This is a genomic window from Pseudomonas sp. PARCl1 (assembly GCF_947311875.1).
In the GTDB taxonomy this organism is placed as follows: domain Bacteria; phylum Pseudomonadota; class Gammaproteobacteria; order Pseudomonadales; family Pseudomonadaceae; genus Aquipseudomonas; species Aquipseudomonas juntendi.
Window position 1 is genome coordinate 21,907 of sequence record NZ_CAMZMX010000019.1, and the last position, 18,346, is coordinate 40,252.

General features: G+C 61.9%; 19 protein-coding genes and 2 tRNA genes. 9 read left to right on the forward strand and 12 right to left on the reverse strand.

What is annotated here, in order from left to right; genetic code table 11:
- Positions 1-140: 140 nt before the first annotated feature.
- A tRNA-Thr gene (locus QME24_RS12775) sits at positions 141-216 on the reverse strand.
- Positions 217-314: 98 nt separating this feature from the next.
- Positions 315-563 carry a hypothetical protein gene (locus tag QME24_RS12780; RefSeq protein ID WP_009682865.1) on the reverse strand — a complete coding sequence of 83 codons (249 nt, stop codon included), beginning with the start codon at positions 561-563 and terminating at the stop codon, positions 315-317.
- A gap of 500 nt (positions 564-1,063) precedes the next feature.
- On the opposite strand from QME24_RS12780, the gene QME24_RS12785 reads away from it, so the two are divergent.
- Positions 1,064-1,339, forward strand: coding sequence for a DUF3077 domain-containing protein (locus QME24_RS12785; protein ID WP_232892267.1), 276 nt, complete (start codon positions 1,064-1,066; stop codon positions 1,337-1,339).
- 230 nt (positions 1,340-1,569) lie between these two features.
- Here QME24_RS12785 and QME24_RS12790 read toward each other — a convergent pair whose 3' ends face one another.
- From QME24_RS12790 to QME24_RS12810, 5 genes are all read right to left on the reverse strand, one after another.
- A complete protein-coding gene (locus tag QME24_RS12790; protein ID WP_232892266.1) occupies positions 1,570-2,775 on the reverse strand; it encodes a methyltransferase in 1,206 nt (401 codons plus the stop codon).
- Positions 2,776-2,903: 128 nt separating this feature from the next.
- Positions 2,904-3,593, reverse strand: coding sequence for an ABC transporter permease (locus QME24_RS12795; protein ID WP_009682869.1), 690 nt, complete (start codon positions 3,591-3,593; stop codon positions 2,904-2,906).
- Positions 3,593-4,285 (reverse strand): ABC transporter permease, encoded by a 693-nt coding sequence (locus QME24_RS12800; protein WP_029887659.1) that lies wholly within the window; start codon positions 4,283-4,285, stop codon positions 3,593-3,595. Before QME24_RS12800 ends, QME24_RS12795 begins: the two co-directional genes overlap by 1 nt.
- 54 nt (positions 4,286-4,339) lie before the next feature.
- Positions 4,340-5,092 (reverse strand): ABC transporter substrate-binding protein, encoded by a 753-nt coding sequence (locus tag QME24_RS12805; RefSeq protein WP_029887658.1) that lies wholly within the window; start codon positions 5,090-5,092, stop codon positions 4,340-4,342.
- Positions 5,093-5,103: 11 nt separating this feature from the next.
- Complete coding sequence (locus QME24_RS12810; RefSeq protein WP_232892265.1) at positions 5,104-5,877, reverse strand: ABC transporter ATP-binding protein; 774 nt, start codon at positions 5,875-5,877, stop codon at positions 5,104-5,106.
- A gap of 641 nt (positions 5,878-6,518) precedes the next feature.
- Between QME24_RS12810 and gabP the strand changes: the two genes are divergently transcribed.
- Positions 6,519-7,904, forward strand: coding sequence for a GABA permease (gene gabP / locus QME24_RS12815; RefSeq protein WP_029887657.1), 1,386 nt, complete (start codon positions 6,519-6,521; stop codon positions 7,902-7,904).
- A gap of 180 nt (positions 7,905-8,084) precedes the next feature.
- On the opposite strand, the gene QME24_RS12820 is transcribed toward gabP, so the two are convergent.
- Positions 8,085-8,525, reverse strand: coding sequence for a hypothetical protein (locus QME24_RS12820; RefSeq protein ID WP_232892264.1), 441 nt, complete (start codon positions 8,523-8,525; stop codon positions 8,085-8,087).
- A 186-nt stretch (positions 8,526-8,711) separates the two neighbouring features.
- On the opposite strand from QME24_RS12820, the gene QME24_RS12825 reads away from it, so the two are divergent.
- Positions 8,712-9,014, forward strand: a complete 303-nt coding sequence (locus tag QME24_RS12825; RefSeq protein WP_029887656.1) for an addiction module antidote protein — start codon at positions 8,712-8,714, stop codon at positions 9,012-9,014.
- A 135-nt stretch (positions 9,015-9,149) separates the two neighbouring features.
- On the opposite strand, the gene QME24_RS12830 is transcribed toward QME24_RS12825, so the two are convergent.
- From QME24_RS12830 to QME24_RS12845, 4 genes are all read right to left on the reverse strand, one after another.
- Positions 9,150-9,225: transfer RNA gene (locus QME24_RS12830), tRNA-Phe, on the reverse strand.
- A gap of 90 nt (positions 9,226-9,315) precedes the next feature.
- The gene (locus QME24_RS12835; RefSeq protein WP_009682876.1) at positions 9,316-9,588 is read right to left on the reverse strand and encodes an oxidative damage protection protein; all 273 of its coding nucleotides are present in this window, start codon (positions 9,586-9,588) and stop codon (positions 9,316-9,318) included.
- Complete coding sequence (mutY, locus tag QME24_RS12840) at positions 9,588-10,652, reverse strand: A/G-specific adenine glycosylase (protein ID WP_009682877.1); 1,065 nt, start codon at positions 10,650-10,652, stop codon at positions 9,588-9,590. The genes QME24_RS12835 and mutY overlap by 1 nt, the downstream gene beginning before the upstream one ends.
- Positions 10,649-12,895, reverse strand: a complete 2,247-nt coding sequence (locus QME24_RS12845; RefSeq protein ID WP_232892263.1) for an AsmA family protein — start codon at positions 12,893-12,895, stop codon at positions 10,649-10,651. The genes mutY and QME24_RS12845 overlap by 4 nt, the downstream gene beginning before the upstream one ends.
- A 252-nt stretch (positions 12,896-13,147) precedes the next feature.
- Here QME24_RS12845 and QME24_RS12850 point away from each other — a divergent pair, with 252 nt between their 5' ends.
- From QME24_RS12850 to hisF, 6 genes are all read left to right on the forward strand, one after another.
- On the forward strand, positions 13,148-14,809 hold the full coding sequence (locus QME24_RS12850; RefSeq protein WP_047150101.1) for an OFA family MFS transporter: 1,662 nt from the start codon (positions 13,148-13,150) through the stop codon (positions 14,807-14,809).
- Between the two features lie 281 nt (positions 14,810-15,090).
- Positions 15,091-15,684: an imidazoleglycerol-phosphate dehydratase HisB gene (gene hisB / locus QME24_RS12855; protein ID WP_009682881.1), complete on the forward strand. Its 594-nt coding sequence runs from the start codon at positions 15,091-15,093 to the stop codon at positions 15,682-15,684.
- Complete coding sequence (gene hisH / locus QME24_RS12860) at positions 15,685-16,323, forward strand: imidazole glycerol phosphate synthase subunit HisH (protein ID WP_009682882.1); 639 nt, start codon at positions 15,685-15,687, stop codon at positions 16,321-16,323.
- Entirely contained in the window at positions 16,324-16,584 is a 261-nt protein-coding gene (locus QME24_RS12865) for a DUF2164 domain-containing protein (protein WP_009682883.1), read from the forward strand. It abuts the gene before it with no gap.
- Between the two features lie 114 nt (positions 16,585-16,698).
- Complete coding sequence (hisA, locus tag QME24_RS12870; protein ID WP_009682884.1) at positions 16,699-17,430, forward strand: 1-(5-phosphoribosyl)-5-[(5-phosphoribosylamino)methylideneamino]imidazole-4-carboxamide isomerase; 732 nt, start codon at positions 16,699-16,701, stop codon at positions 17,428-17,430.
- 109 nt (positions 17,431-17,539) lie between these two features.
- On the forward strand, positions 17,540-18,310 hold the full coding sequence (hisF, locus tag QME24_RS12875; RefSeq protein ID WP_054905002.1) for an imidazole glycerol phosphate synthase subunit HisF: 771 nt from the start codon (positions 17,540-17,542) through the stop codon (positions 18,308-18,310).
- The last annotated feature ends 36 nt before the right edge of the window (positions 18,311-18,346 follow it).

The window sequence follows — 18,346 nt, forward strand, 5'->3', positions numbered from 1 at the left end:
CTCCCACAATGAATCGCGCAGGCTTTTCAAATTTTGAGAAAGACAGTTGCTCCTGCATCAAGCGAGTTGAGCGGGGCTCTGGGGCGTGGGCTGGAAACAAAAAAGGCCCACCTTGCGGTGAGCCTTTTGAGTACAGCGTATGGTGCCGGCACCAGGAATCGAACCCGGGACCTACTGATTACAAGTCAGTTGCTCTACCATCTGAGCTATACCGGCAATGGGGCGTCATTATAGCGATCGGTTGGCGCCTGTAAACCACTTCGTTGCGATTGTTCGTAAAAGAGCTAAGTCACCGACCTAAAAGAAGAAATTTCTTACCAACCGCGGTGCAGGGTGGTGACGCTCGGCTCGCTTTTACCTGGGTTGAAAAACAGCTTGTCGTTGTCGCAGCCGCGCTTGCGGCAGGGGCTTTCGGTGCGCATGGGCAGGCCGTTGTCACCGCCCAGCTGCATGCCGGGGTGGTTCCAGCCCAGGTTGTCGCTGGGGTGCGACGCTGGGTGTTGGGAGCAGGCCGTCAGGGCCAGGGCGAAGCTGAGCAGGGCGAGGGGTTTGGTTAGTGGCATGGGGTGGGTCCAATGTCGAATCTGGCGCAATGCCAGAAGATCGCAGGGCCGCTGGGCAGCGCGCGATTCACTTTTTAATGATTTGGGGCGCGGATGATACACCGATGAGGGTGGATTTAGCATGGGATTGCCTGGGAGGGCCTCTTCGCGGGTGAACCCGCTCCTACACTTATCGATTAGCCTGCAGGTACGAAAATTCTGAACCTGGGACCTGAAGGCTTCAGGATCTGTAGGCTTCAGACGTATCCTACGCGCGCCGCCGAAGTATCGCTGTTGTCGGGAAAATGGCTCACGGATAACGTTTCCGGGTCGCTCAGGCGACCGGGTGTGAGAACCCTGCTTCGAATAATGCGCTACCCCTTTATGGCGGCCGTACGTGGGCAGACTTCGGTCTGGCCGGGCTTCCTTATTCGACCGGTTTCTCACCCCGCGTACGGCTGCCACCTGAAATCCGTGAGAAAGATTTTTGGCAGTCCCTTTTCCCCGAATAAGGTTTTGCCATGAAGAAAGAAATTACTGACCCCATCACCACCGTAGGCGTAGAAACCTTCCTCCCCGCCGGCAACCCCTCCCTCAATCTGCTCCGCGTCGAGCCCGGTATCCCGGTCGATGCCGCCTATGAGCATGTCTCCATCCTGATGGGCTACATCAAGCACTTGGTCCGTGAGGGCGATATGGAAGACGACCATAAATTCCTGGGTGCTGCCGATTACCTGTGCGACATGGCCAAGGCGCTGATGAACGATATCGAAATCGCCAAGAACAAGGCGCACTAGGGCCCCGCATGCGCTCCCTGTGCTAACCACAAGAAATGTTTATGCACAAGTGGCATTCGCAGCTTCAGCGAAAGCCATGCCGCATCGCTACACCGCTTGTCTTTGCGCAAATGCCTGTTTTTGCTGGGCTGCAGGTGCGCGGCGGAATAAGCCAAGCGGTTGAAATAGCGCTTGGCTCCAACAGGTAATCACAAGCTTGTTCACAGAGTTATCCACAGGTTGTGCTGCGGCTAACGGTCGCGTTCAGCAAGGATCAACAGGTTGCGTGGGGTCAGTGGATAGTCGCAGAAAAGCCCCAGCCGCACGTCGAAACCCTGCTCTTTCAGGAAGAGGGCACGATCGAGCACCAGCCACAGCTCCAACGGCCGGCGGAACAGGTTACGCACCCGCTCCAGGTTGCGTACCTCGGCCAGGCGTTGCCAGCCTGCGGCTTCCAGCGCTGCCCAATCAGGGTTGCCGCTTAGCGGCAGGTTTTTGAGCTGCGCCAGGTCACGGCAGTAGTGCTCGAAGGGTTTCTCCAGCCAGGCCACTGGCAGGGAAGGTGTGGGCAGGTATTCGTCATGTTGCCGTTGCTGGCGTTGCAGCAGGTCGAAACCGAGGCGGCGGGCCATGGAGGCGTCGCGCTGGCGCCGCACGCGGGCGCCGGCTGTCACGGTTTCGCTCAGGGGCAGGGCAAGGTCGTCCAGCGACAGTTGCAGGCGGGAGGCTTGCGCGGCTGTGGATAACGCCTGGTACTGCTGCAGCGCGATCCGGTTGTAGCAGCACGGCGCCACGGCCAGTTGCCGGCAGCCTAGCTGGCTGGCCAGCTGCAACAGGCGTACATGCAGGTCGCCACAGGCGTGCAGGGCAACCACGCTTTTTGCACCGTCAAGGTGACGGGCGCTGTCGCCGGCCATCACGTCCTGGTGTACGTGTACGGCTGGCAGGTGATGGTGCGCACTCAGGGCTTGGCCAGCGGCGACCAGTTCGGCATCGTATTCCAGGCAGGTCAGTTGCTGGCCGGGTTGCAGCAGGCGGCGGCCGAGGTGGCCTTTGCCCGAGCACCAGTCCAGCCAGTGGCGGGGCTGGTTGCGGAAGGCCAGGTGGCTGGCGAAGGCTTCGATCTGCTGCCACTTGCGGCCGGGAACCGCTACGTCCAAGCGGTGGGCGGCGGGGCGCAGGTCGGTTGCCGGGAGGTTGCCCAGGGCGGATAGCTGTTCAGCTTGCCGGGCCAGTTGCGGGAACGGGGCCGGCAACAAATCGGCAGCGTCGGGGTGTTCTGCATCTGCCAGGGAGGACTTGCGCAAGTGGGCGGCGAGCTCGGGGTGGGTGGTTTCCCAGTCCAGTTGCAGGGTGGTGAAGGGGCGCGGTTTCCACAGCTGTTGGTGCTCGATCAGGAACTGGTCGAGGGCCTGGAAGCGGGTGCTTAGCTGGTCGCTGTGGAGGTAGTTGGCCATGGGTAGATGTGTGTAGGTTTTAAGGGCCTCTTCGCGGGCACGCCCGCTCCCACAAGTACAGCGCCAGCCTTGAATATGGCGCTATACCTTGTGGGAGCGGGCGTGCCCGCGAAGCAGTCGGTGAGCGATCAACGGCCCTGGCTGGCATCCACGCGCAGCCAGCGCTCCAGCAGCTTGAAGCCCTGCACCAGCAAGAACGAGATCGCCAGGTAGAACACCCCGGCCGCGAAGAATATCTCCACTGGCAGGTAGGTGCGCGCGATGATGGTGCGGGCCATGCCGGTCAGTTCCAGCAGGGTCACGGTACTGGCCAGGGCACTGGCCTTGAGCATCAGGATCACTTCGTTGCTGTACGCCGGCAGGCCGATGCGCGCAGCGCGCGGCAGCATGATGTAGAACAGCGTTTTGCCCCGCGACATGCCCAGGGCCCGTGCGGCCTCGATCTCGCCCTTGGGTATCGATTGCAGGGCACCACGCAGGATCTCGGCAATATAGGCCGCCGTGTGCAGGGTCATGGTCAGCACCGTGCACCAGAACGGATCGCGCAGGTACGGCCACAGCGCGCTGGAACGCACGGCATCGAACTGCGCCAGGCCGTAGTACACCAGGAACAGCTGTACCAGCAGCGGCGTGCCACGGAAGAAGAAGATATAGCTGAACGGCACGGCGCGCACATACCAGTGGCGCGAGGAACGGGCGATGCCCAGCGGGATGGCCAGGATCAACCCGGCAACCACCGCAATGGCCACCAGCTCCAAGGTCAGCACGGCGCCTTCAGCCAGGCGTGGCAGCCATTTGAAGATGACTTCCCAGTTCATTATTCGGCCCTCGCAAAGCCGCGAGCGGCGCGTTTTTCCAGGAAGTACATGCCGGTCATGGCGATGATCGTCAAGCTCAGGTAGATGCAGGCCGCGACCATGTAGAAGGTGAACGGTGCCTTGGTCACGGTCACGCCGATTTGCGCGTGGCGCATGATTTCTTCCAGGCCGATCACCGACACCAGGGCGGTGTCTTTCATCAGGATCATGAACAGGTTGCCCAGGCCGGGCAGGGCGATGCGCCACATTTGCGGCAAAATGATCCGCGACAGGATGCGGCCTTTGGACAGGCCCAGCGCCAGGCCGGCTTCACGGTGGCCCTTGGGGATCGCCAGGATCGCCCCGCGGAACACTTCGGTGGCGTAGGCGCCGAAGCACAGGCCCAGGGCAATCACCCCCGCAGCGAAGGCGCTGAGCTCAAGGCCCGGCATGTTCAGGGCTTCGCCGAGGGTGTTCATCAGCCCGACGGTGCCGAAATAGATAAGCAGTACCCACAGCAGCTCGGGCACGCCGCGCACCAGGGTCGAGTAGAAACCGCCAAGCCATTGCAGCGGCTTGATCGAAGAGGTCTTGGCCAGGGCGCCAAGCAGGCCCAAAACCAGGCCCAGCAGCAAGGCGCATAGCGCCAGTTTTACGGTCATCAGGGTGCCGGCCATCATGGCCGGACCGAATCCGTGCAGGTCGATATTCATGGGCAGGTCATTCTAGGGACTTGCGCGCCGCAGGGGCGCGCAGGTCAGGGCGGATCATTCGATGCTGAACGGGAAGTACTTGTCGTTGATCTTCTTGTACGTGCCGTCGGCCTTGATTTCTGCCAGGGCCTTGTTCAGGTTGTCGCGCAGCTGGGTGTCACCCTTGCGCACGGCAATGCCGATCTTGTCGCTGTCCATCACCGGCTCGCCCTTGAACTCGAAGTTGGAGCCGTCTTTGCTTTTCAGCCACTCGTACTGCACGTACTTGTCGGCCAGGATGCCGTCGATGCGGCCGGACACCAGGTCCAGGTAGGCGTTTTCCTGGGTGTCGTAGAGTTTGACGTCTACGCCCGGGTAGTTGTCTTCAAGGTAGGTGCCGGCCAGGGTGGCGCGCTGGGTGCCGATGACCTTGCCTTTGAGCGAGGCCTTGTCGGTCTTGAAGTCGACGTTCTTCGGTGCGATGAACTGCAGCTTGTTGGAGTAGTACGGGTCGGTGAAGTCGACAGCCTGCTTGCGCTCGTCGGTAATCGACAACGACGACACCAGGAAGTCGAACTTCTTGGCGTTGAGGGCCGGAATGATACCGTCCCAGTCGGAGGTCACGACCGAGCACTCGACCTTCATCTTGGCGCACAGGGCGTCGCCGATGTCCTTGTCGAAGCCGATCACATTACCGCTGGCATCCTTGTTGTTGAACGGTGGGTACGCGGCTTCGATACCCATGCGCAGTTTTTCTGCGGCCATGGCGTTCGCCGACATCACCAGCGTGGCAGCAGCTGCCAGGAGAAACTTCTTGTAGGTGTGCATGTATTGCTCCGTTAGCGGTGGCTGGACATGAATTGCTTGCAACGCGCCGAGGTCGGGTTTTCGAAGACCTGTTGCGGCGATCCCTGCTCTTCTACCAGGCCCTGGTGCAGGAAGACGACTTCACTGGACACATGGCGGGCGAAGCTCATCTCGTGCGTCACCAGCAGCATGGTACGGCCTTCTTCGGCCAGTGCGCGGATAACGTTAAGCACTTCCTGGACCATTTCCGGATCGAGCGCCGAGGTTGGCTCGTCGAACAGGATGACCTTGGGCTTCATGGCCAGGGTACGGGCAATGGCGGCGCGCTGTTGCTGGCCACCGGAAAGCTGGGCGGGGTAGCTGTGGCGTTTGTCGTAGATGCCAACCTTGTTCAGCAGCGCTTCGGCGGCTTCTACAGCCTCGGCCTTGCTTTGGCCGAGTACACGGCGTGGCGCCTCGATGATGTTGTCGAGGATCGACATGTGCGGCCACAGGTTGAAGTTCTGGAAGACAAAGCCGATTTCGCTGCGCAGGCGGTTGATCTGGCGGTTGTCGGCGGCGATCAGGTCGCCGTTTTTGGCGGACTTGAGCTTGAGGCTTTCGCCAGCGACCAGGATTTCGCCCTGGTGCGGGTTTTCGAGCAGGTTGATGCAGCGCAGCAGAGTGGACTTGCCGGAGCCTGACGACCCCAGGATGGAGATCACGTCACCGTCGCGAGCGGTCAGCGAAATACCCTTGAGAATTTCCTGCTCGCCGTAGCGTTTGTGCAGATTGCGGATTTCCAGCGCGGGCGTGGCCTGAGCCATGTGCGGTCCTCATGTGTACGGGTGCGTTCCCAGCTGTTGGCGGCCTTCCTGGCGTGCGCCAAGCTAGCATAGCGGCATTATGACGGCCAACAGGGTCGCCGGGGACTGTGGGCGCTGGTGGGGCAGTTTGTCGCATCGCTACAGCGTAACGTCGCGCAGATGTCTGCGAAGGTGTCGCCCAGCACCAGTGCCTTGATGAAAAAAGGCGCGATGGTGCCAGCTTTGGCCAGCTCATGGAAGCGGTTTTAGACCATTCGCCGGTAAACCCGACGTTCCAGGTTGCGCGCCCCTTGCAGCAGCGGGTTTGACCGCGGAGGCCTATCAGGTATTCCTGGTTGTACCTGTGGGTTGCACTTTTTTGCATTGCAGCGGTGCACGGGTGTTACCGAGGGGCACCTTTGGTGCGTTTGTAAGTGGGTATTTCAGTAATCTGCCTTATTAGCGGCCTTTCGGTCACTTCCTGGCCGAATGCCCTCCAAACCACGCCGTGCAAGGCCCTGAGAGCATTCTGACGAATGCATTGCGCACCTGGCGCGCTTATTGCCAGCAGGAAACCGCCGATTGCAGCGACGCCTAGTCCAACCCCAGGCGCGCTCCGTAACCGCAGTCGCAGTGGTCCACTCCTTACAAAGGTAGTTTCAATGAGCGGTAACAATTCCAATGACCTCGCTCAGGGGCTCAAACAACGGCATGTGACCATGCTGTCCATTGCTGGCGTCATCGGTGCCGGCCTGTTCGTAGGCTCTGGGCACGCCATCGCGGCCGCCGGCCCGGCCGTGCTGCTGGCCTATGCCGCCGCCGGTACGCTGGTGGTGCTGGTGATGCGCATGCTGGGTGAAATGGCGGTCGCCTCGCCTGACACCGGTTCGTTCTCTACTTATGCCGACCGTGCCATCGGGCGCTGGGCCGGCTTCACCATTGGCTGGCTGTACTGGTGGTTCTGGGTGCTGGTAATCCCGCTTGAGGCCAACGCCGCTGCGGCCATTCTGCATGCCTGGTTCCCGGCTGTAGACCTGTGGGCCTTCTCCCTGGTCATCACCCTGGCGCTGACCCTGACCAACCTGTGCAGCGTAAAGAACTACGGTGAGTTCGAGTTCTGGTTCGCCCTGTTGAAAGTGCTGGCCATCATCGGCTTCATTGCTGTGGGTTGCGCGGCCATGTTCGGCTTTGTGCCCAATAGCCAGGTCAGCGGTGCCAGCCACCTGTTCGACACCCAGGGCTTCATGCCGAACGGCCTGGGTGCTGTGCTGGCGGCCATGCTCACCACCATGTTCTCGTTCATGGGTACGGAAATCGTCACTATCGCCGCTGCCGAATCGAAAGACCCGGGCAAGCAGATCAGCCGCGCGACCAATTCGGTGATCTGGCGTATCTGCCTGTTCTACCTGGTTTCGATCTTCCTGGTGGTGGCTCTGGTGCCGTGGAACGACCCGGCGCTGGCCGAAACCGGTTCCTACCAGACCGTGCTCAGCCGCATCGGCGTGCCGAATGCCAAGTTGATCGTCGACATCGTGGTGCTGGTTGCGGTGACCAGTTGCCTGAACTCGGCGCTGTACACCTCTTCGCGCATGCTGTTCTCGCTGAGCAAGCGCGGTGATGCCCCGGCTGTTGCCCAGCGCACCACCAAGGCCGCTACGCCGCATGTGGCGGTATTGCTGTCCACGGCTGCAGCGTTCCTGTGCGTGTTCGCCAACTTCGTGGCCCCGGCCCAGGTGTTCGAGTTCCTGCTGGCAAGTTCGGGTGCGATTGCGCTGCTGGTGTACTTGGTGATTGCCGTGTCGCAACTGCGCATGCGCGCACAGCGTGAGGCCCGTGGTGAGAAGATCACCTTCAAGATGTGGCTGTTCCCGGGCCTGACCTGGGCGACCATTGCCTTCATCGTGGCGATTCTGGTGGTGATGGCCCTGCGCGAGGACCACCGTGCCGAGATTATCGCAACGGCGCTGCTGAGCATTGGTGTGGTGGCGGCTGGCTTGCTGGTGCACCGCAAGCGTGAAGCTGCCGGGCGGGTGGCGCTGGATAACTGATCCACGCTGGCTGCACTGAAAAGGCCGCGTCCTGAGAGGGGGTGCGGCCTTTTTTGTTGCCTGGGCCGGCCCTTTCGCGGGCATGCCCGCTCCCACAGGGGCGGCGTTGCCCTCGGGCTTGGCTTGACCTGTGGGAGCGGGCGAGCCCGCGAAGAGGCCGGTACAGGCTACATGGCCCTGTCAGCCAAACTGTTTTTGCTGCTGCTTGGCCACCAGCTCGGAGGCCGCTACATAGGCCGCCTGGAACTCATCGCTCTCCAGCCAGGCCATGGTCGCCTCTTCATCGGCGCCGTCGAGCCACGCGCGGTAGGCGGTGAACACCAGTACGATATAGTCGGTGGCGTGTTCTTCCTTGTGCCCCTTGAGAACCAGCGCCAGAAGCGGGTCTACCAGGAATACCGAAATCATCGGCACCAGGCCGCCGTTCTCCTGTGCTTCCTTCATCTTGGTGAACATGGCGTCGTAGCTGCCCGACTCCATCGCCTTGTTGTACACCTGCTCGACGCTGGCGCTGTCACCGGCACTGGCCTTGACCGCCTGCCCGCTGCGTACCATGCGGTTCTGCTTGGCCTTGCTGGCGGCACGCTTGGCGCGTTTTTGTTGCTTGGTAGGGGTGGCCATGAGGGCTTGAATCCTTGGGTGTGTTCGGTAGGTGCGCGTATTGAAGCGCAGTTGCCCAGGAAACCCAAGTGCAACTGCTGGAGGGGGCAGGGCAGGCCCCCCCGCACAAACAGCATGCACAAATCTAGCCAAGCCAGGGATATCAAATCTGCGCTCAAGCTGGCTCGTGACCTCTAGGAGACCATCATGACAAACATCAAACTGACCAAATGGGACGCTGTGGACCATTTGAAAACTGAAGAGGACATGGCCTTGTACCTTGAGGCCTGTCTGGAGGAAAACGACCCTGCACTGCTCGCTGCTGCCTTGGGTGATATCGCTCGCGCTCGTGGTATGGCTCAGTTGGCACGTGATACTGGGCTCACGCGGGAAGGGTTGTACAAGGCCTTGTCTGCTGAAGGTAATCCGAGCCTGGCGACCATCATGAAGGTAATGGCGGCGCTTGGCGTTCGGCTCCATGCCGAAGTGCTGCCACGCTCAGTGGGGTAAAGCTTATGGGGCCTTGGCGGCGAAATGCTTTAGCTGCCAAAGCTTGAGCAAAAACCGCAGACAACAAAAAACCCGCACTTGGCGGGTTTCTTGTTGTCGCTTCGGGTAACTTTGCAACCACCAGAAGCTTGAAGGTGGTGCCCAGAGACGGAGTCGAACCGCCGACACGAGGATTTTCAATCCTCTGCTCTACCGACTGAGCTATCTGGGCGACGAGGTGAATTAAATAGATTTTCTCCCGGGCCGTCAACGACTTTTTCAAAAAATTTTAAATTAATTCCGTCGCTTACGGTTCGTGGGGTCATTCCGAGGGTGGCACGTAGCCTTCCGCTTGGGCGTATTCCTCACCGGCGAAAAACTTGTCCATTTCAGCCTGGAGGAATTTGCGGTCCTCGGCGTTCATCATGTTCAGGCGCTTCTCGTTGATCAGCATGGTCTGGTGCTTCTGCCAGTCGGCCCAGGCTTTCTGCGAGATGTGTTCGAAGATGTCCTGGCCCTTGGCGCCGGGGTAGGGCGGGCGTTCCAGGCCTGGCAGTTCTTCTTGGTATTTGCGGCACATCACGGTGCGGGTCATCAGGCATCTCCTGCAATCAGTTCGTCGGCCGCGCGCTTAAGCAGTTTTTTCACCGGGGCGGCAAGGCCCAGGCGCGGCGGGGTGGCGAGGTTATACCAGAGCCAGTCAGCCTCGGCCACGTGCTCGCCAAGCGGCGCGACACGCACCAGCCAGGGCTCGATCGCCAGCTGGAAGTGGCTGAAGGTGTGGGTCAGGCCATCCATGGCCTGGCTGCCGGCCAGGCGCAAACCGTGCTGGTAGGCCAGGTCGTCGAGTTGGGCGATGTCGTCCAGCTCTGGCAGGCTCCACAAGCCACCCCACAGGCCGCTGGACGGGCGCCGATAAAGCAGAATGGCGCCCTCGTGGTTGGCCAGCAGTGGCATCAGCGTGCGGCGCTGCGGCAGCGCCTTGCGCGGTTTGGGTTCGGGGTAGCGGGTTTCTTCACCGTGCAGGTGGGCTTCGCAGCCACGTTGCAGCGGGCAGATCAGGCAACTGGGCTTGCTGCGCGTGCACAGCGTGGCACCCATGTCCATCATGGCCTGGGTGTAGTGGTTGGCGCGCTGCTGCGGGGTAAAACGCTCGGCCGTGGCCCACAGCTGGTTGGCCACCTTCGGTTCGCCCGGATAGCCGCCCTGGGCGGTGAAGCGGGCCAGCACGCGCTTGACGTTGCCGTCGAGGATCGGCGCGCGGATGCCCATGCTGATGCTGGCGATGGCACCGGCCGTGGAGCGGCCGATACCGGGCAGCTCGGTGAGCTGCTCGACACTGCGCGGGAACTCGCCACCATGTTGCGCCACGACGATCTTCGCGGCTTTTTGCAGGTTGCGGGCGCGGGTGTAGTAACCCAGCCCGGTCCACAGGTGCAGCACTTCGTCTTCGGGCGCTTCGGCCAGCGCCTGCACGGTCGGCAGCGCCTGCATGAAGCGGTCGAAGTAGTTCAGTACGGTGCTGACCTGGGTTTGCTGCAACATGATTTCCGACACCCACACCCGGTACGGGGTTATGCCCTGTTGCCAGGGCAGGTCGTGGCGGCCGTGTTCGTCGTACCAGTCCAGCACAGCGCTGGAGAACTGCTCGGGGGTCATCGCTTGAACAGCCCCTTGAGCGCGTCTTTCAATTCCGGGCTCACTTTGTCTCCGAGTTTTTCATCGAGTTTTTCGTCGATCTTGTCTTTCAGGCGGTCACCGGCCAGCTTGGCTGCGACCTTGCCCAGGCCGTTCTGGTCCAGGCGGCAGGCCTTGGCGCCCAGCTCCAGCGGGCCGCGGCAATGCAGCGGTACTTCAACCCCCACATAGCGCTCGTTGACCTGGCAGGCCCGGTCCGGCATGGCACGCTGGTCGCCTTCTACGATCACGCCGATGTTGTAGTCCATACCCAGTACACGCAGGTCGAGGTCGCCATGGCCGTTCACGGTCAGGCCCGGGATGCGTGCCTTGAGGTCCGGGTTGCTGGCAACGCCATTGCGCACCACCAGGCTGCCACGCAGTTCCTGGAACGGGGTGTCCTTGCCGCGTGGCTCGCCGGTGAGGGTTTTGCGGTTGAGGGTGGCGATGGCCTGGCACAGTTGCTGCTCAAGGTTGGCATTGACCAGCACACCGTCGTTGATGGTGAAGTTTGCACTGCCATTGAGCGTGTCCACCAGTGCCTTCTGGCTGTTGCCGGTGGCGGTCAGATCACTGGTCAGGGTCAGCAGGCCCTTGACCGGTGGCGCCTGCTCCTTGCCGTCGGCCTTGATGAAGTGCTCCACCGGCACCCGTTGTATGCGGGTGCTGACCCCCAGCTGTGGCACGGCAGGGCGCACATCGACCGTGCCCTTGGCGTCGAAGGTGCCGTTATACAGGCCGCCGCGCAGGGTTTGCAGGGTCAACAGGCCGCCCTGGCCGCTGGCCTTGAGCTGGGCGTCGACGATCGGCAGTTTGTCCAGGGTCAGCGAGCCAAAGGCCAGCTCGGCCTGCAGGTCCAGGGTACGCAGGCGGTCGACCGGCAGCAGCTTGTCATCGCTCCAGGCTACCTGGGTCGGTGCGTTGGGCAGCGGTGTGGTGCCGGCACCGGCAACAGCGCTGGCTTCCTGTTGCTTGACCTCGGCCTGGCGCGCCGCCGTGGCGCCTTTGGCTTGTTCGCTCTTGGCTGGCAGGTAGCGGTCGGCGTCGAAGCTGTCGCCCTTCAGCTGCAGGCGCAGGGCTTGCCTGGCGAAGTCTTCGATGGCGACGCGGCCGCTGAACGTGCTGTCGTCCAGCTTCACCGCCAAGTCATCCAGGCTCAGGCTGCTGGGTGTGCCTTGCAGGCGGGTCACCAGCTCCAGCTTGCCGAAGGCTGCCGGGTCGTTGGTTGCCGGCAGCGGGTGGCCGATGCCGTCCAGGAAGGTGCGCAGGTCGAACTGGGCAATGGACAGGCCGCCGCTCAACTGGGGGGTCTTGTCCAGGTCGCGCAGGTTCAGTTCACCCAGGGCGCGCAGTTGGTTGGCCGAGACTTTCAGGCCGTTCCAGGAGGCGACATTGGCGGCCATGTCGACCAGCAGCTGGCCTTGGGCAACGAAGGCCACCGTTTTGCCGCCGGTCGGTTCACCCGAAGTTTCACCCGACAGGCGCATGTCCTCGAAGTTGTAGCGCTTGAGCTTGCGGTCGAAACGCAGTTCGCCGGCCAGCTCGGTGCGGGCTTTGATATTCGGCTGGTTGGCACTGACAAAAGCACTGGCCTTGAGCGGGATGTTCGCGCCTTCATGCACGGGGCCGGTGCTCAGCTGGATGCTTTCGGCGCTGTAGCTCTGGCCGGTCTTGGCGTCGGTGTACTGCACCCGGGCGTTGTTGACGGTCAGGCTGTCGATGTCCAGCTTGACAGGGCGTTCGTTGCCGTCGGCGGCCGCGGGTTTCTGCTCGGAGGGGGCCTGGGCCGGCGCGTCGGTGGCAGTGCCAGGCTGCGCAGGCAGCGGTTTGCCAATGTCTTCCCAGTTGCCATGGCCTTGTTCGTCACGGGCCAGGGTCAGGTTCAGGCCCTCGACGCGCACGTCGCTCATTTGCACCTCGCGGCGCAGCAGCGGCAGTACCCGTACCGACAAACCGAGCATCTGCAGGTCGGCGAACGGCTCTTTGGGTTTGGCCAGGGTGGCGATGCTGGCCTCGTGCAGCTCCAGGCCCAGCCATGGGAACAGGCTCCAGCCGATATCACCGTTGAGGGTCAGTTCGACATGTGCCTTGTCGCGCGCCAGTTGGCGAATCTCGTCTTTATAGTCGTTGGGATCGAATAGGTGGGTCAGGGCGAAGCCCAGCGCCACGATGATCAGCAGCAACCCGAGAAGCCCCAGTCCCAGGATTTTGCCGAACGCTTTCATGGGCGAATCCTTGTAGTCCGATTTTGAAATTCAAGCGGCTGAGTATAGCGCCGCCATGGATATCCCTGCGTATTCGACCAGAGATGCAGGATATTTCCTACGCTTTTAGTCGGTAGTACGGCTTAAAAAGGGGGACATGATCGATTCAGCCAAGCAAAAAAAACACGATATCAGATTGCTTTCACGCGACTCGATCCTGCTAACCTTGCGCCGCTTTGCCTGCCCTCACCCTATAAGAAAAGGATCACGTTCATGACCAGTACCGTCACGACGGGCGCCCCGGCGAGTACGCCAGGCTTCCTGTCGAAGGAGCGCATCATCGCCCGCCCGGGCTTCAACCGTTGGCTGGTTCCGCCAGCTGCCCTGGCCATTCACCTGTGTATCGGCATGGCCTATGGCTTCTCGGTGTTCTGGCTGCCGCTGTCGCAAGCCCTGGGTATCACCGCACCAGTGGCGTGCGCGGCCGACATGGGCTTCGTGGCCCGCCTGTTCAGCGCCGAATGCGACTGGCCGATTTCCATGCTGAGCTGGATCTACACCCTGTTCTTCGTCTTCCTGGGCTGCTCGGCGGCCGTGCTGGGTGGCTGGCTGGAGCACGCCGGCCCACGCAAGGCCGGCCTGGTATCGGCGCTGTGCTGGTGTGGCGGCATGCTGATTTCGGCCATTGGGGTCAAAACCCACCAACTGTGGCTGATGTGGCTGGGTTCTGGAGTTATCGGCGGTATCGGCCTGGGGCTGGGGTATATCTCGCCGGTGTCGACCCTGATCAAATGGTTCCCGGACAAGCGCGGCATGGCCACCGGCATGGCCATCATGGGCTTTGGCGGCGGCGCCATGGTCGGTGCGCCACTGGCCACCGCACTGATGGGCCACTTTGGCAACGCGCAGGAAGTGGGGGTGTGGCAGAGCTTCGTTGCCATGGCGGCGATCTACTTCGTGTTCATGACTGCCGGCGCCCTGGCCTACCGCGTGCCGCCCACCGGCTGGAAGCCTGAAGGCTGGACTGCGCCGCTGAAAAAAGCCGGCAACACCATGGTCACCGACCGCCACGTGCACGTCAGCGTGGCGTGGAAAACCCCGCAATTTGCGCTGATCTGGCTGGTGCTGTGCCTGAACGTGTCTGCCGGCATCGGTATCATCGGCATGGCTTCGCCGCTGCTGCAGGAAGTGTTCGCTGGCAAGCTGCTGGGCAACGAGCTGACCTTCAGCGAGCTGAACGCCGCGCAGCTGGCGCAGATCGCCGCGATCGCCGCCGGCTTCACCGGCCTGCTGAGCCTGTTCAACATCGGTGGCCGGTTCTTCTGGGCATCGTTCTCCGACTACATCGGGCGCAAGAACACCTACTTCGCTTTCTTCGCCCTGGGCGTGGGCTTGTACAGCCTGGTGCCGAACATGGGCCACCTGGGCAATGTGGCGCTGTTCGTGGCGGCGTTCTGCATCATCCTGTCGATGTATGGCGGTGGCTTCGCCACGGTGCCGGCGTACCTGGCCGACCTGTTCGGTACGCAGATGGTCGGTGCCATTCATGGGCGCCTGCTGACCGCCTGGGCGGCTGCAGGGGTGCTGGGGCCAGTGCTGATCACCTACCTGCGCGAGTCGCAGCTGGCAGCCGGGGTAGAACGCGCGGCAGCCTATGACATGACGCTGTATATCCTTGCCGGGCTGCTGGTGCTGGGCTTTATCTGCAACATGCTGGTGCGGCCGGTTGCCGACAAGCACTTCATGAGCGATGCCGAGCTGGCGGCCGAGCGGGCGTTGAGCCATGACAAGGGCGCCGATGGCGCGCGCTCGCTGGAGTGGAAAGCCGCGCCTGGTAGCCTGCCACTGGTGCTGTTGGCCTGGGCAGTGGTGGTTGTACCGTTGGCCTGGGGGGTGTGGATTACCCTGCAGAAGACGGCGGTACTGTTCCATTGATGAGTGATACAGCCGGCTGAATTTGCCGGCTGTACCGGCCCTATCGCCGGCAAGCCAGCTCCCCCAGGTCCACCCTAGGCTTTGAACACGGTGGGGCCTGTAGGAGCGGCCTTGTGTCGCGATGGGCTGCAAAGCAGCCCCCTTCACCCGGTTGTATAGACCTGTAGCGCTATCAACCCCCCGTCATTGCTCGCTTTGCCATATGTCATCCGCGTTTCAAGCTGGCGCGTTCTGGGCCTATAATGGCACCCTTTTCGCCCAATGATTTTGCGGAGCTGGTGATGGTCGAACGTAAGGCTTCCGTCGAGCGCAATACCCTGGAAACCCAGGTCAAGTGCTCGATCAACCTCGATGGCAGTGGCAAGGCCCGATTCGATATCGGTGTGCCTTTCCTGGAACACATGCTGGACCAGATCGCCCGCCACGGGCTGATCGATCTGGATATCGAGTGCAAGGGTGACACCCATATCGACGACCACCATACCGTCGAAGACGTTGGCATCACCCTGGGCATGGCATTCGCCCAGGCCATCGGTGACAAGAAGGGCATCTTCCGCTACGGCCACGCCTACGTGCCGCTGGACGAAGCGCTGTCGCGCGTGGTCATCGACTTCTCGGGCCGCCCAGGCCTGCAAATGCATGTGCCGTATACCCGGGCCAGCGTCGGTGGCTTCGATGTCGACCTGTTCCAGGAGTTCTTCCAGGGCTTCGTCAACCACGCCCTGGTTACCCTGCACATCGACAACCTGCGTGGCCACAACACTCACCACCAGATCGAAACCGTGTTCAAGGCGTTCGGCCGTGCCCTGCGCATGGCGGTCACCCTGGACGAGCGCATGGCCGGCCAGATGCCGTCCACTAAAGGGTGCCTGTAAATGCAGACGGTAGCCGTAATCGACTATGGCATGGGCAACCTGCACTCGGTGGCCAAGGCGCTCGAGCACGTCGGTGCCGGTAAAGTGCTGGTGACCAGTGATGCGGCGGTCATCCGCGAGGCGGATCGCGTGGTGTTCCCTGGGGTAGGTGCGATTCGCGACTGCATGGCCGAAATCCGCCGCCTGGGCTTCGACAGCCTGGTGCGCGAAGTCAGCCAGGACCGGCCGTTCCTGGGCATCTGCGTGGGTATGCAGGCACTGCTCGAACACAGCGAGGAGAACACCGGCGTCGACTGCATCGGTTTGTTCCCCGGCCAGGTGCGCTTCTTCGGCAAAGACCTGCAAGAAGACGGCGAGCACCTGAAGGTGCCGCACATGGGCTGGAACGAAGTCAGCCAGACCATCCACCACCCGCTGTGGCACGACATTCCGGACCGCGCACGTTTCTATTTCGTGCACAGCTACTACATCAATGCCGGCAAGCCGGGCCAGGTGGTCGGCCGTGGCCACTACGGCGTCGATTTCGCTGCCGCACTGGCCGATGGCTCGCGCTTCGCCGTGCAGTTCCACCCAGAGAAAAGTCATACCCATGGCCTGCAGCTGCTGCAGAATTTCGTCGCCTGGGACGGGCGTTGGTAAATGAGCAGGTCAAAGACCAAGGCCCCGATCATCACCCTGGCCCCTGAGCAGGAGCGCGACGCGCTCGCTACGCTCAAACGCTTCCTCGAAGACCGTTTCGAGCTGGAGCTGGGGTCTTTCGAGGTGGCTGAGGTCCTTGAGCTGTTCAGCAAAGAAATTGCACCCCATTACTACAACAGGGCGATTGCCGATGTTCAGCTGCACCTCAAGGAGCGGTTCGAGAGCATCGAAAGCGATCTGTGGGCGCTTGAAAAAAGCTGAAAGTTGCAAGCTTCAAGCTGCAAGCCGAAGCTGGATCGCCTATCGAATACACGACGCGCATTGCTTGCAGCTTGTCGCTTGCAACTTGCCGCTTGAATTGACGAAGGAAAGAGCATGCTGATTATCCCCGCTATCGATCTGAAGGACGGTGCCTGCGTGCGCCTGCGCCAGGGCCGTATGGAAGACTCCACGGTATTTTCCGACGACCCGGTGAGCATGGCCGCCAAGTGGGTCGAGGGTGGCTGCCGCCGCCTGCACCTGGTCGACCTGAACGGCGCCTTCGAAGGCCAGCCGGTCAACGGTGAAGTGGTCACTGCCATTGCCAAGCGCTACCCCACCCTGCCGATTCAGATCGGCGGCGGCATTCGTTCGCTGGAAACCATCGAGCACTACGTCAAGGCTGGCGTCAGCTATGTGATCATCGGCACCAAGGCGGTCAAGCAGCCAGCGTTCGTCGCCGAGGCGTGCAAGGCCTTCCCGGGCAAGGTCATCGTTGGCCTGGATGCCAAGGACGGCTTCGTCGCCACCGACGGCTGGGCCGAAGTCAGCTCGGTGCAGGTGATCGACCTGGCCAAGCGTTTCGAGGCCGATGGCGTTTCGGCGATCGTCTACACCGACATCGCCAAGGACGGCATGATGCAAGGCTGCAACGTGCCATTCACCAAGGCATTGGCCGAAGCCACCTCGATTCCGGTAATTGCCTCGGGCGGCATTCACAACCTGGGTGACATCAAGGCTCTGCTGGACGCCAAGGCCCCTGGCATCATCGGCGCCATCACCGGCCGTGCCATCTACGAAGGCACCCTCGACGTGGCCGAGGCCCAGGCCTTCTGCGACAACTATTGAATAGGAGCGGCAAGCTGCAAGCTGCAAGCTGCAAGAGAAAAGCCGGACCGCGTACTGCTTTATCTTGCAGCTTGCCGCTTGAAGCTTGCAGCTGCCCCCAGGAGCTTCCATGGCTTTAGCTAAACGCATCATCCCTTGCCTGGACGTGGACAACGGCCGGGTGGTCAAGGGCATCAAGTTCGAGAACATCCGTGATGCCGGCGACCCGGTGGAAATTGCCCGTCGCTACAACGAGCAGGGTGCCGACGAAATCACTTTCCTCGACATCACCGCCAGCGTCGATGGCCGCGATACCACCCTGCATACCGTCGAGCGCATGGCCAGCCAGGTGTTCATCCCGCTGACCGTGGGCGGTGGCGTGCGTACCGTGCAGGACATCCGCAACCTGCTCAATGCCGGGGCAGACAAGGTGTCGATCAACACCGCCGCGGTGTTCAACCCGGAGTTCGTGGGCGAGGCGGCAGACCGTTTTGGCTCGCAGTGCATTGTCGTGGCCATCGACGCCAAGAAGGTGTCCGGGCCGGGTGAAGAACCCCGCTGGGAAATCTTCACCCACGGTGGGCGCAAGCCGACCGGGCTGGATGCGGTGGCATGGGCGAAGAAGATGGAGGGCCTGGGTGCCGGCGAAATCCTGCTGACCAGCATGGACCAGGACGGCATGAAGAGCGGCTTCGACCTGGGTGTTACCCGGGCCATCAGCGATGCGCTGGGTATTCCAGTGATTGCCTCGGGCGGGGTGGGTAACCTGCAGCACCTGGCTGACGGTATTGTGCAAGGGCATGCCAGCGCGGTGTTGGCGGCCAGCATTTTCCACTTTGGCGAGTACACGGTGCCGGAGGCCAAGGCCTACATGGCAGCGCGCGGGATCGTCGTTCGCTGAAACATTGATTGGGGCTGCTTGGCAGCCCTTCGCGGG